The following is a 12,775-nucleotide window of genomic DNA, read 5'->3' on the forward strand; positions in this document are numbered from 1 at the left end:
GCTAAAAGACTTGAAACGTGAATTGAATAACTTTACTTTATCACATGTCATTTAAAAATTCACAAGACAACCATTCAATTAGATATTTTTTCCTAATTTGCTGATGATTAAACAAAAAGAAGCACCGCTCTTCACGATGCTTCTTTTCAAATTAAGCTTCTTGTCGGACTGGTTTTTTTAGAATTCCGAGAAGTAGCGCTGTAACAATGGCACCGATTAAGATGCTGATGACGTAAAGAACTGGATGGTTTGTTACCCAGAAAACGAATAGTCCGCCGTGCGGTGCAGGAAGCGTCACTCTAAAGAATTCTGTTAATCCACCTGCAACTGCTGCACCAATCACAGCTGAAGGAATGACGCGCAGAGGATCTGCCGCTGCAAACGGGATCGCCCCTTCAGTAATGAACGCAGCTCCCATGAAGTAACATGTAATACCTGCCTCGCGGTCACGTTTAGAGAATTTGTTTCTAAAGATTGTTGTCGCTAGGGCAATTCCTAGCGGCGGCACCATTCCGCCTGCCATAATCGCAGCATGCGGTGCATAGTTGCCAGCAGCAATCATCGCAAGACCAAATGTGTAGGCCGCTTTGTTAATCGGACCACCCATATCAATGGCCATCATACCAGCTAAAATAATCCCCATTAATACAAGGTTTCCAGTACCAAGTGATTCAAGCCAGTGTGTTAATCCGTCCATCACCATTTTAACAGGTGTGTTGACGATGTAATGCATGATAATCCCTGTAAAGAAAATACCGAACAATGGATAGAGCAGAACTGGTTTAATACCATCGAGCGACTGTGGTACAAAAGTGAATACTTTTTTGAGCAGCACCACGATGTAACCAGCAAGGAAACCAGCAATCAATCCGCCTAAGAATCCAGCACCTGCTGCAGAGGCCATGAATCCGCCAACCATACCTGGTGCAAAACCCGGACGGTCTGCAATACTCATTGCGATAAATCCAGCTAATACAGCAACGATTAAGGCAAGTGCATTATCTCCGCCAATCCCTTTTAATACAGCTGCAAATGAATTGAAAGAAGGATCTTTAGGGTCAGCTGAGTTAATTCCCCAGAAGAATGAAATCGCAACGAGGATACCGCCCCCAACAACAAACGGAAGCATGTTGCTTACACCGCTCATTAAGTGCTTATAGAATCCACTTCTTCCCTTACCTGACGATTCATTTTCATCTTTTGAAGAACTGCCGCCTGAACCTTTATAAATCGGCGCATCTTGATTGATGGCTTTTTCGATCAATTCTTGCGGACGGCGAATTCCAGCTGTCACAGGTACTTCAATGACATGTTTGCCTTTAAAGCGTTCCATTTCAACTTGTTTATCAGCTGCCACAATAATAGCTGGCGCTTCTTCAATTTCTTTTGCTGTAAGGGCATGTTTAATTCCACTAGAGCCGTTTGTCTCAACTTTAATGTCAACGCCCATTTCTTTTGCTTTTTCTTTCAAAGCATCTGCGGCCATAAATGTATGCGCGATGCCTGTTGGACAAGCTGTCACCGCTAAAATTTTAGCAGGTTTTCCCGGTGCAGCCGGTTCCTCTTTGACTTCCTCTTCTTCTTCATCGTCTTTATCATGTGTATTGATAATTTCAATGATTTCATCTTCAGTAGCCGCTTCAAGAAGCTGCTTTCGGATCTCTTCACGCATGAGAAGTGTGGATAAACGAGAAAGTGCTTCTAAATGCGTGTTGTTTGCGCCTTCAGTTGCTGCAATCATAAAGACAAGATGACTTGGCTGTCCGTCTAATGATTCATAGTCTACACCAGCTGTTGAACGGCCAAATGCAATGGCAGGTTCTTTCACACTTGCTGTTTTCGCATGAGGAATCGCAATTCCTTCTCCAATTCCCGTAGAGCTTTGTTTTTCACGATTAACAACAGCTGCTTTGTAGCCTTCTTTATCATTTAATTTACCAGCTGTATCTAATACAGTGACCAGTTCTTCAATAACGGCTTCTTTTTGCTGGCTGTCTAATTGAAGCTTAATCGTATGCTTCGTGAGTAGTTCTGTAATTTTCATGATGACTCCTCCTTTAAATGCGTGTGACTTTTACTTGTGGCAATAATGTATCGACAAGCTCTTTTGTTCCAAGTTCCTCAGAAAATGCTGTAGCACTTCCTGATGTGACGCCAAGCTTAAATGATTCTTCTATGGAAAGGCCTTTAGAAACGCCAGCTAAGAATCCTGCAACGACTGAATCCCCTGCACCAACTGAGTTGATCAGCTTGCCTTTTGGAACATTAGATTGAAAGATCCCTTCCTTACTGAATAAGAGAGCGCCGTCTCCAGCCATAGATACAATGACATGTTCAGCACCTTGTTCCAACAGCTTTTTCCCATAAGGAATGGCTTCTTCTGCAGATGAAATACTGGTTTCAAACATTTCACCTAACTCATGATGGTTTGGTTTCATTAAGAATGGTTTCAGATCTGCTGCTTTTTTTAAGGCTTCTCCAGAAATATCAAGTACTATTCTTACCCCTTGCTTCGCACATACCTCAGCAATGCGCTCATATGTGTTATGAGGCAGTGAAGAAGGAATGCTACCTGCTAATACAACGACATCGCCTTCTGTTAATGAAGTGAATTGGGATAAAAACGAATCGAACTGTGCTTCAGTAATACTTGGACCGAGCCCGTTGATTTCTGTTTCTTCGCCTGTTTTTAGTTTCACATTGATACGTGTATCTTCTGACACCTCATGAAAGGCTGTTTGTAATTGTTCGTTTTGTAAAAAGTCTTGAATATATTTGCCTGTAAAACCGCCAATGAATCCAAGTGCTTTTGATTCAACACCGTGCCGTTTTAAAAGCCTTGAGACATTGATTCCTTTACCACCTGGATATTTTTTGTCATAGGTTGAACGATTTAAACCGCCGACCGCAAAATCCTCCACGTGTACGATGTAATCAACTGATGGGTTTAAAGTAACTGTATAAATCATGTTTTCACTACCTTTATAACCGTTTTTTCATGGTAATTATCGAATGAATCCTCTTTTGCGTCGTTTGTGATAATGGTGGCTTCCTGTAAACTAGCAAAGGTTGAAAACGATATTTCGCCAAACTTTGAGGCATCTGTTAAGATGTAGGTTTTTTTCGCCTGCTTCATGGCTCTTTTTTTAATGAGCGCTTCTTCTGGATCAGGTGTTGTAAACCCTGCCTCGGGATGAATGCCGTTCGTCCCAACAAAGCTTTTGTCAAAACGGTAATTTTCCATAGCTGTCAAAGCTGCGGCTCCCACCATGGCTCCTGTTCGATGTTTCACTGATCCGCCTATCAGGTAAAAAGAAATGCCTTTTCTCATGAGTGCTTCAATGTGCATGACACCATTTGTCACCACCACGATATCTTGATCTGGATCGATAAAGTCAATCATTTGCTGTGTTGTCGTACCAGCATCTAAGTAAATACAATCGCCTTGTTTTAAAAGTGATGCAGCTGCCTCTGCAATCAATGACTTTTCATGAAGGTTTTTGGCAGATTTCTCAAACACATCTGGTTCAAGACGAATACTAGATATTTTAGCAGCTCCTCCGTGAACTCTTTTAAGAAAGCCTTTTTCTTCGAGGGCTGATAAATCTCTTCTAATTGTAGATTCAGACGCATCCGTCATAATCGTTAAGTCCTGTATTTTGATGACATCGTTTTCTTCTAAATAGTCGATAATGAGTTGATGTCTTTCTGGTGTGAGCATTGAAAACACCCCCTTTTGAAAACGTATTCATTTTGCGCGCACCTTTATTGTAATCGCTTTTTTCAACATTATCAATACAAAACAATCAAATACATTCAATAACTATCAAAATCTTTCACAATGGTCATCTTACCTTTATATGTACCATTTGTAAACTGAAAAATATGTGACATTGAGAAGAAAGTCATGATATTAGCATTTCTATCATTTTTCATTTCATTCAATTGAACGAAAAAAAGCCTTTATGCGTTTTGCATAAAAGCTTCAGGTGTGGAGCAGCAGGCAATATATCTCGTTCTACCTTCTTGTCAGCACTTTGAAAGTTAACTTTAGGATTATTCATATCTAAGTGATTCAATAGGATCGAGCCTCGCTGCTTTATTGGCAGGAATCAGTCCAAAAATAATACCAATGAGCATACTAAATAGGACGCCTCCACATACGATTTGCCACGATACAAGAGAAGGCCACCCTGCAAACAGTGACACAAGTGAAGCACCTCCGAAGCCAAGCGCAATTCCAAGTAACCCACCGATCAGTGTAAGGACGACAGACTCAATTAAAAACTGAACGAGTATTTGAGCCCTAGTTGCCCCAAGTGCCTTTCGAATTCCGATTTCTCTTGTTCTTTCTGTGACAGATACGAGCATAATATTCATGACACCAATGCCGCCGACAAGTAATGAGATTCCAGCAATTGAGCCAATGATTGTTGTCATGACTGACGTAATTTGACCAATGCCTGCTGCAATCTCTTCCAGATTGATCATTTCGTAAGCATCTTCTGTATGGTGATTTTCATTTAAGCGTGCAGCCGCACTCTTTCCCACTTCTTTCATTTGATCAGCATGTGCGACTTGAATAGACAACTTATCATATTCTTTCACACCAAATGCAGTTGTCAGCATTGCAAAAGGGACATATATTTCATTCATATCAAATGAAAACAGCCCTTCCTGTTTTGCTAAAACTCCGATCACCTCAACCGGCTGTCCATTCATCCAAATCAACTCGCCTACTGCCTTCTCTCCATTAAACAATTCTTTTTGTATCCCTTCTGAAATAACAGCTGCCCTTCTTCCGCTCCTAAAATCGATTTCACGTAAGTCCTGTCCTTCTGCTATATGTAATGAGTGTACATTCGTGTAGCCTTCATTAATCCCATTGACCGTTGCATCTATTGTTGTATCTTGGAATCTTAATTGCATGCCTTGTGCAGTGGAGGAGGCAACCTGTTTAACCCCATTCAATGCTTGAACACTTTGAATGTCTTCTTCAGTAAATGTGGCTTCAAATAACGCATTAGGATTCGCATTTAACTCCTCATCAGAGGGTGTATAGGTCATATCAATGGTATTGTTTGGCCCTGAAATTGATTCTTTCAGCATTTGCTCTCCGCCTTGACCGATGGCAACGACTGCAATCACTGATCCAACCCCAATAATAATGCCAAGCATTGTTAAAATAGACCGCAATTTATGAGCTAAGACAGAATTCAGCGCTATTTTGATATTTTCAAAGAGTTTCATTCATTGCGTCTCCTTGTATCAATCTATCTTGAACGAGGCGTCCATCTCTTACAACGACTATCCGGTTTGTATACGCAGCTATTTCTTCTTCATGAGTAACTAGCACAACCGTTGTTCCTTCCTCATTGAGCTTTGTAAACTGTTCCATAATCGAGCCGCTCGTTTTTGAATCAAGAGCGCCTGTTGGTTCATCTGCCAAGATGAGCTTCGGCTCATTGACAATCGCACGTGCGATGGCTACTCTTTGCTTTTGACCCCCTGACAACTCGTTTGGCATATGCTTCATTCGATCTGCCAAACCAACCTTTTCAAGTGCCATTTCCGCACGTTCTTTTCTTTCCTTTTGACTGATACCAGCATAAATCATTGGAAGTTCAACATTTCGCCTCGCATTTAATCTAGGCAGTAAATAAAATTGTTGAAAAACAAAACCAATGGATCGATTTCGAATCACTGCCAGTTCTTGATCCTTTGCTGCCGACAGCTCCATACCTTGAAAATGGTACTGTCCGGAGGTCGGGTGGTCCAAACAGCCGATGATATTCATTAACGTTGATTTTCCAGAGCCGGACGGGCCCATAATGGACATATACTCGCCTTTACCAATGACAAGGTCCACATCACTTAATACATCAAATGTCTCCTCAGCGACTTCGTAGCTTTTTGTCACGTTTGAAAGCTGAATCATTCAGCATTCACTTCCATTCCGTCATACATCTCATCTGATGGCTCTGCAATGATTTGATCTTCTTTTGTTAAACCTTTCGTCACTTCAAGATCATGACCTGACGTTTCACCTAATGTCACTCTTACTTTCTTCAATGCATTCTTTTCAACAACATAAACGTATGAACCATCTTTCTCTTTTTTCACGGCTGTTTCAGGAATTGTGAGCACTTGACGCTTGTCCGTTTCAATTTCCATGATCATTTTAAAGCCTGGTTTTGCATCCGGTTTTTTCCCTTTTATTTCAATTTCGACTGGATATTGTACCGTTTGATCACTTGCAGCTGTTTCTGCTGTTGACTGGGCAGGCACAGCGCCCACTTTTTTCACCACTCCTTGCCAGCTCTTTCCGCGAATGACATCAGACGTTACCTTTACTTTTTGTTTCTTTTTGACTTTCATAGCGTCATACTCAGTGATTAAGCCTCGTACGATCATTTTTTTCTCATTGCCAATATGGATCACCGGCTGTCTCTCTTCTAGCTTCCCTGCGCCAGCATCTTGCTCGATGGAGATGACTGTTCCTTCAATTTTGCTATGTATCGTTAAATCTTCTATTTGTGCCTTTACTTTTTCTTGGTTAAGCTCCGCTTGTTTTTGCTCTAATTCAGCAGCTTTGAGTTCGAGTTCAAGCTGATCTCGCTCGTTTTTCGAATCAGAGCCCGCCTTTTTCCCCTGATTTTCATCTAATGTATTGAGTCTATTTTGTAATTGTTCAAGCTTTAGTGTACTTGATTCAGCCGCAAGTGCTTGCTGCTGTTCTTCAAGCTCCAGTTCCTTATTTTCATATGTAAGGAGCGGTGTTCCAGCTTTCACCTTTTCTCCTTCTTTCACAGCGATATGATTCAGGCTTCCCTTCTCCTCTTCTGTATAAATGAATTGCTCCTCCGAGAATGAAAGTGTTCCAGGCGTCATCACCGTAGAAGTTATTTCTTTTGATGCAAGTTGGACTGTTTTAAATGATGCCGTAGAGGCAGGCTTTGATTGGTTTTTTGCAATATTAAATCCAATGAATAGACCAATCACAATAATGATAATGGATCCGATAATGATTTTCTTTCTCATAAAAACATTCTACCCCCAGCTTACTGCATGTTGATGGTGATCGTAGTTCCTAGATATTGAAAAATTAAAGATAATACATAAAAGACACTCACAATAATCCAAGATATTCTTGGCGAAATGCGGCCGACTTTGATCAATAAAAAGCCTGTTAAAACAAGATTCCAGATCACAAAAAGATCGATATTGGCTAACACGGCATGCCATGGACCAGACATTCGAATGAATGCGTTTAATGAGGTAACCGTGATATCTTTTGGCACATGAAAAAAAATGATCGCCAAATGAGAAATAATCGTACCAATGATCGTAATAGGCGTGATATACAGTACACCTGAAAACAGCTGATGAAATGTTGCATCACCTTTTGCCAAAAAGACGATGAACTTGTATACAGCAGTATTAATGACAATCCCAATGACCAGACCAATGAGCGTGATCACATAAACGAAAGGGATTGGTAAAATTAAATCTGCCCACAATCCTTCATTCACTAGCTGAGACAAATAAGTGACAACAACTGTTAATACAAGCACACATGATAAAGGCCACCAAACGAATGGCTGCTCCCACACTCTTTTTAAATGCTCTGATGGTCTTGTGCTTACGCCTATTATTGTGGGTTTTTGCGTTGTTTCTTTCATCAAATGTCATCCTCTCCATGTGCTGTAAGTATGGAATCGTTTTTTCATACTCTTGTTGTTTCTATTTTATCAAAAGATTGCCAATAAGTGATAGATCATTTGATTTTCTTATTTTCATAGTGATAGGATTGAATCTATTATTCTATTTTCATGAACGACATCTTTCAAATGATACCTTGATCCGACCATATTCATATGAAAAAATCATGATTTTACTGACTGAAAAACATTTTATGAAGTAAACAACATGTCTTTCGGAATAAATATCCTTTTCCTTTGGATTCAGATGATCTCAGTTAGACACAACAATTTTTTGTTAAAATATTCCTAGTAATTTCAATGAATCCCGGCTTTATAGGACTATGTTTAGCGCCTTTTATAGAACAGATGAGCCTTTAGTATCAATACTTTCATATTAAAAAAATAAAAATAAAAGGATTTTACTTGATCAAATGTTATTTTTTCATATAATGTAAAATAGAGGTAGGTTAAATGATAGTGGAAATGGAGTCAAGTGAATGTTAAGAGAAAAATTGAAAATGCAATTGATTTTACTTTATGAAAAGGAACAAGAAGCATGGCAATACTTTAGAAAGGAAAGAGAACTGATTTATCATGAGCTCAAATTACTTGATATGAAAGAGAGCAGACCTTCTAATGACAAAATATACTACGCAGCAAGGTGTGTAGATATTATTAAAGAAAAAAAGGGAAGCATCGTGAGCACAAAAGAACTAAAAGAACAGCTTCAAGCTCAAACAGATTTCAATGTGAGACGAATCAGCGAATTGTATGATCTCATTCAACAGCTCGATCCTCACATTTCTAAAGCACGCCGGGGATGTTTTATTTACGAAGATCATACCCAAGTACCTCTACAATCTTTTCACACATAAAAAATTGGTTACAGCCGCTGGCCATAACCAAATCCTCTAATATCTATTATCCACCACTTACAGGAGGAATGAGTGCAACAGTGTCCCCGCTACGCACTTCAGCATTTCCCCTCGTATATATTTCGTTGACTGCAACCATCACGTTTTGTGCAGTATCAACACCATATACCTCCTGTAATTCTATTTTAATCTCATCAACCGTTGTTTGATCTTTTTGAATGATGATTTGTTGTTTACCGGCCTTCTCAGCAAGGCCGGCGAACAATAATACGCTAATCATGCCGCTTCCCTTCTTTCTCGTTAAGTTGGAGAGTACTAGGTTTTCCTTCAGGGTAAGAAACGGTTTCAAGCTGATCACCTATCCAAGCCTCACCATCTTCCCAGTATTCCTTTTTCCAAATAGGAACTATTTCCTTTATTCGTTCAATCGCATATTCATTGGCTTCGTATGCAGCTTTCCGATGAGGTGATGAAACAGCTATTGCCACTGCAATGTCACATATCTCAAGAGTGCCAATACGATGCACAATAGCAGCTTCTGTATCGGGCCAGCGTTTTTTAATTTCTTGTCCAATTTGACTCAACATATTTTCCGCCATTGGTATGTATGCTTCATATGTTAAACGCAGCGTTTTTTTGCCATTTGTCCATTCTCTTACCGTGCCTATGAATGTCGTAATGGCTCCCGCTTTGCGCCTTGTGACATGCTGAATCAATTCATTCACATCAATTGGCTCTTTTGTGATCTTAAAAAGTTCATTCATACGAGGCTTCCCCCTTCAATAAATTAAAAGCAAATGTGATCCCGTGCTTGTCAAATGCTGAAAACACAGGAAACGGGTATTTCTCGGTGAACTGTATTTCTTTATCGAAATAAATGGCTGCTTGTATATGAGAAAGTGTCGAAAGATCAATGAGTTCCTGTTCGTCTTTGACACACAGGATTTTGCGGTAAGGCGCTTGTTTGTATCCTTCGATCAAGACGGCATCTAAAGGAAGATGCTGACACATGTTGATTAGTTGTGTGAATGTCATGTGCCGTATGAAAAAGTGACATTCACCTTCTCCCTCCACACCAGCAGCAAATGCACCCGCTTGAACATATCGGTCCGTATCTTTTTGTTTGAACAGACGGTCTGGCTTTCCACCATGTCCGTGATGTTTGAAGCAGCCTAGCTGCATTTCTTCTTCATCCGCCAGCTGACATAATTTTTCGATCAGCGTCGTTTTACCACTATTTTGATAGCCCACGACTTGTAGAATGTTTAATTTGTCATCCAACATGGAGCACCGCCTTCGTGGTGAAATAGCAGAACGCTGACCTGGTCACCTGCACTAAACCCTCTTGTTCCTCCAGGCAAAACAATGAAACAATCAGCATGAGCAATAGATGTCACCGCACTAGATTTATCAAGACCGGTTGGCGTCACACTCAGCTGGCTGCCAGCGAAATCAAGTGATGCTCTAACAAATCGTGTGAACGGATTGGCTTTTGGAAAATCATGTGTCAGCTTCGCCTCAGCAAAAACGGGAAATGGATTTTCTTTCAAACACCATTTATAAATGATCGGTTTGACAAATAGTTCAAAGCCAACAAAACAGGCAGCCGGATTTCCTGACAGCCCATAAAGCAATTGACCATTTGGCAACGCCGCAACGGTCGTCACACTTCCAGGTCTCATGGCGACTTTATTAAACAACACCTCTGCACCTAGTTTTTCATAAATAGCAGGTAAAAAGTCAAAATCACCTACCGATACACCACCTGTTGTGATGAGCATATCAACTTTGCTTAAGGCTGCTTTTACTGCTTCATAGCTTTGATCAAAATCATCGGATACACCGCCTAAATCAAGCGGTTCTCCTCCAGCTTCAAGAACCTGAGCGTATACCATGCTTAGGTTACTATTTCTAATTTTACCGTCCACCATGGCATCACTTACTTGTAGGAGCTCGGTACCTGTTGAGATGATACCGATCACCGGTTTTTTGACGACTGGCACAACCGCATACCCGAACGTTGCTAATATCGCCGTCACGCCTGGGGTTACTTTTGAGCCTTTTTTGATCATGACGTTCCCTTTGAGGGTCTCTTCTCCTTGCCGAGAAATATTGTCACCCTTTTTCAGAGGTCTTTTAAGTGACATCATTGATTTACCGTCTTTTTCAAACGTTTTCGTCAATTCGAGCATGATCACAACATTTGCTCCTTTTGGAATCTTCGCTCCTGTCATGATGCGAATCGCTTGAAAAGGACCGATCGTTTTTGCAGAAACAATACCTGCCCCTATATGATCAATGACCTCAAATTCAACCGGATGCTCGCTCGATGCATCCTTTGTATCTTCTGCTCGAAGTGCAAAACCATCATACGGAGAACGATCAAAGGCAGGAACATCATGGTCTGCTAAAATATCCTCTGCAATATATCTTCCAAGGCTGTTCTTTAAAGGAACCCATTCGACTTGTCCATGTTTTTGAAATTGGTGGACTTTCTTTACTGCCTCTTCTACTGGAATTGGCTGTCGTCTTTCCATCACTTCTCACTCCTATATGCCTAGCAGTCTTGCTAGTAATGAATTGGCTACTCTTTCATCATTTGTCCCATGGATTAATACACGTCCTCCTTTAAAACAAACGATACGGTGTCTTTCATAGCTTATATGAATTAAAAAATCGTTCACTTCCACCTCACAAATAGATGACAGACGCTCTTTTACATGCTGAAATGAAAGGTTTTCTAAATCCTTCGATATGATCTGAATGGTGTCACGCCCGCAAAGAATCGCTGTTTTTTTTCGCTGTTCATCTAAATATGGATACGTTCTATTTATGCCGCAAGATGGACAGCTCTCCTGCTTCGTACGAGATACATCCATTTTAAACGAAGACGACTGCCACAAATCAAACGTGACAAACTTTCGCTCCATTTGCTCTTCATGCCCAGTTAAATATTTTAATGCCTCTGTTTGCTGATAAGCCGACACCATTTGGACAGCAGGAGAAATAATACCAGCTGTATCACATGTCAAACCCCCAACAGGCACTGAGGTAAACACACAGGATAAGCAAGGTGTTTTGCCCGGCAAAATGGTCATATACATTCCCTGACTGCTCACACAGGCACCGTAAATCCAAGGCGTATTTGTTTCTAAAGATAAGTCATTCATCACCATTCTTGTCTCAAAATTATCAGTCGCATCAATGACGATATTTGCTTTTCGGAATAAAGGTCTTAACAGCTCTACTCCTGCATCTTCAATAAGGGCGTGAATGGTCACTTCATGGTTGATCTCTTGGAGACGTTTTTTAGCTGCTACCGCTTTTGGCACATGCATCTTTGCATCGCGTTCAGTGTACAGCTGCTGCCGCTGTAAATTTGAGAATTCGACATAATCACGATCTACAATTGTCAAAGTACCAATTCCAGATCGGACAAGCCCTTCAGCAGACGCTGTTCCAAGTGCACCAGCTCCAACAATAAGGACATGACTTTCGGCAAGCGCAGATTGCCCTTTTTCGCCTACCGGAGGGAACAAGATTTGCCTTGAATATCGCTCGTTCAATATTGTTCTCTCCTTCTCGTTTTTATGTATCATATCATACCGTTTTCAGGTAAATCGCTTCTTTTATTGATATTGTGAAATTCATTTGGTGCCACGTTCAGTTCGTCGGCTGGAACAACCTGGACGTGAAGTTTTTGTAATAAATCTTTGATAGCTAATTGATTCTCTTTTAAGCACGCAGAAATAAACGGAAGACTGCGGCGGTGATAAAGCGCAAATAACGGCTGTAATCTTTCCTGCACCATCGGGACCACAGCATCTACATTTTCATGGCAATAAGAAGATAAAGCGACGGCTGTCTCTTTTCGTATGAATGGCATATCACATGCCGTCACTAAATACCAATCTGCTTCTTGCTTTTGCATAGCGGTATATATGCCTGCAAGCGGGCCATACCCACGCACCTGTTCATCATCTAACCAAACAGCTTGTTCCCCTCTTGCTTTGAAAAAAGGCAGAAGCTTCGGGTGACTGATGATGATGGTTTCCCCTTTCAAAAGTTGCTCTTTCACATGTTCATATAGTGGTTTCCCCTGATAGACATGACTTGCCTTTGGCTCTCCAAAACGCCTAGAAGCACCTCCAGCTAGTATCACATTCACTATTCTCATCATCTCATCCCCTTTGATAT

The 12,775-nt window shown here is 40.8% G+C and carries 14 protein-coding genes; 1 reads left to right on the forward strand and 13 read right to left on the reverse strand.

Features of this window, described 5'->3' with window-relative positions; genetic code table 11:
* Positions 1-151 precede the first annotated feature (151 nt).
* The 7 genes from N521_RS16375 to N521_RS16405 form a co-directional block, all read right to left on the reverse strand.
* Positions 152-2,044, reverse strand: coding sequence for a PTS fructose transporter subunit IIABC (locus N521_RS16375; RefSeq protein ID WP_017359405.1), 1,893 nt, complete (start codon positions 2,042-2,044; stop codon positions 152-154).
* Positions 2,045-2,057: 13 nt separating this feature from the next.
* Positions 2,058-2,969 (reverse strand): 1-phosphofructokinase, encoded by a 912-nt coding sequence (pfkB, locus tag N521_RS16380; protein WP_017367166.1) that lies wholly within the window; start codon positions 2,967-2,969, stop codon positions 2,058-2,060.
* Positions 2,966-3,721, reverse strand: a complete 756-nt coding sequence (locus N521_RS16385; protein WP_008345143.1) for a DeoR/GlpR family DNA-binding transcription regulator — start codon at positions 3,719-3,721, stop codon at positions 2,966-2,968. The genes pfkB and N521_RS16385 overlap by 4 nt, the downstream gene beginning before the upstream one ends.
* 335 nt (positions 3,722-4,056) lie before the next feature.
* On the reverse strand, positions 4,057-5,250 hold the full coding sequence (locus N521_RS16390) for an ABC transporter permease (protein WP_035392183.1): 1,194 nt from the start codon (positions 5,248-5,250) through the stop codon (positions 4,057-4,059).
* Complete coding sequence (locus N521_RS16395; RefSeq protein ID WP_017367165.1) at positions 5,237-5,938, reverse strand: ABC transporter ATP-binding protein; 702 nt, start codon at positions 5,936-5,938, stop codon at positions 5,237-5,239. The genes N521_RS16390 and N521_RS16395 overlap by 14 nt, the downstream gene beginning before the upstream one ends.
* Entirely contained in the window at positions 5,935-7,041 is a 1,107-nt protein-coding gene (locus tag N521_RS16400) for an efflux RND transporter periplasmic adaptor subunit (RefSeq protein ID WP_035392185.1), read from the reverse strand. The genes N521_RS16395 and N521_RS16400 overlap by 4 nt, the downstream gene beginning before the upstream one ends.
* 20 nt (positions 7,042-7,061) lie before the next feature.
* Positions 7,062-7,682 carry a YknW family membrane protein gene (locus N521_RS16405; RefSeq protein ID WP_035392187.1) on the reverse strand — a complete coding sequence of 207 codons (621 nt, stop codon included), beginning with the start codon at positions 7,680-7,682 and terminating at the stop codon, positions 7,062-7,064.
* A 518-nt stretch (positions 7,683-8,200) separates the two neighbouring features.
* Here N521_RS16405 and N521_RS16410 point away from each other — a divergent pair.
* Entirely contained in the window at positions 8,201-8,578 is a 378-nt protein-coding gene (locus tag N521_RS16410; protein ID WP_008345156.1) for a Rok-like winged helix domain-containing protein, read from the forward strand.
* Between the two features lie 46 nt (positions 8,579-8,624).
* On the opposite strand, the gene moaD is transcribed toward N521_RS16410, so the two are convergent.
* The 6 genes from moaD to N521_RS16440 are packed head-to-tail and all read right to left on the reverse strand — an operon-like array spanning position 8,625 to position 12,755.
* A complete protein-coding gene (moaD, locus tag N521_RS16415; protein ID WP_008345159.1) occupies positions 8,625-8,858 on the reverse strand; it encodes a molybdopterin converting factor subunit 1 in 234 nt (77 codons plus the stop codon).
* Positions 8,851-9,342, reverse strand: coding sequence for a molybdenum cofactor biosynthesis protein MoaE (locus tag N521_RS16420; RefSeq protein WP_008345161.1), 492 nt, complete (start codon positions 9,340-9,342; stop codon positions 8,851-8,853). Before N521_RS16420 ends, moaD begins: the two co-directional genes overlap by 8 nt.
* Positions 9,335-9,862: a molybdopterin-guanine dinucleotide biosynthesis protein B gene (mobB, locus tag N521_RS16425; RefSeq protein ID WP_035392189.1), complete on the reverse strand. Its 528-nt coding sequence runs from the start codon at positions 9,860-9,862 to the stop codon at positions 9,335-9,337. The genes N521_RS16420 and mobB overlap by 8 nt, the downstream gene beginning before the upstream one ends.
* Positions 9,844-11,118 carry a molybdopterin molybdotransferase MoeA gene (locus N521_RS16430; protein ID WP_035392191.1) on the reverse strand — a complete coding sequence of 425 codons (1,275 nt, stop codon included), beginning with the start codon at positions 11,116-11,118 and terminating at the stop codon, positions 9,844-9,846. Before N521_RS16430 ends, mobB begins: the two co-directional genes overlap by 19 nt.
* 9 nt (positions 11,119-11,127) lie before the next feature.
* Positions 11,128-12,144, reverse strand: a complete 1,017-nt coding sequence (locus N521_RS16435) for a MoeB/ThiF family adenylyltransferase (protein ID WP_035392194.1) — start codon at positions 12,142-12,144, stop codon at positions 11,128-11,130.
* 29 nt (positions 12,145-12,173) lie between these two features.
* Complete coding sequence (locus N521_RS16440) at positions 12,174-12,755, reverse strand: molybdenum cofactor guanylyltransferase (protein WP_035392197.1); 582 nt, start codon at positions 12,753-12,755, stop codon at positions 12,174-12,176.
* Between the last annotated feature and the right edge of the window lie 20 nt (positions 12,756-12,775).

Origin of the sequence: Bacillus sp. UNC125MFCrub1.1, assembly GCF_000701305.1 — a bacterium.
Lineage (GTDB): Bacteria > Bacillota > Bacilli > Bacillales > Bacillaceae > Bacillus > Bacillus altitudinis.

Bases quoted from the DNA above. Each gene is read 5' to 3' on its own strand.
- N521_RS16405 (WP_035392187.1), bottom strand. From the start codon at position 7,682: ATGAAAGAAACAACGCAAAAACCCACAATAATAGGCGTAAGCACAAGA.
- N521_RS16420 (WP_008345161.1), bottom strand. From the start codon at position 9,342: ATGAATGAACTTTTTAAGATCACAAAAGAGCCAATTGATGTGAATGAA.
- pfkB (WP_017367166.1), bottom strand. From the start codon at position 2,969: ATGATTTATACAGTTACTTTAAACCCATCAGTTGATTACATCGTACAC.
- N521_RS16385 (WP_008345143.1), bottom strand. From the start codon at position 3,721: ATGCTCACACCAGAAAGACATCAACTCATTATCGACTATTTAGAAGAA.
- N521_RS16400 (WP_035392185.1), bottom strand. From the start codon at position 7,041: ATGAGAAAGAAAATCATTATCGGATCCATTATCATTATTGTGATTGGT.
- N521_RS16395 (WP_017367165.1), bottom strand. From the start codon at position 5,938: ATGATTCAGCTTTCAAACGTGACAAAAAGCTACGAAGTCGCTGAGGAG.
- N521_RS16375 (WP_017359405.1), bottom strand. From the start codon at position 2,044: ATGAAAATTACAGAACTACTCACGAAGCATACGATTAAGCTTCAATTA.
- mobB (WP_035392189.1), bottom strand. From the start codon at position 9,862: ATGTTGGATGACAAATTAAACATTCTACAAGTCGTGGGCTATCAAAAT.
- moaD (WP_008345159.1), bottom strand. From the start codon at position 8,858: ATGATTAGCGTATTATTGTTCGCCGGCCTTGCTGAGAAGGCCGGTAAA.
- N521_RS16410 (WP_008345156.1), top strand. From the start codon at position 8,201: ATGTTAAGAGAAAAATTGAAAATGCAATTGATTTTACTTTATGAAAAG.
- N521_RS16390 (WP_035392183.1), bottom strand. From the start codon at position 5,250: ATGAAACTCTTTGAAAATATCAAAATAGCGCTGAATTCTGTCTTAGCT.
- N521_RS16440 (WP_035392197.1), bottom strand. From the start codon at position 12,755: ATGAGAATAGTGAATGTGATACTAGCTGGAGGTGCTTCTAGGCGTTTT.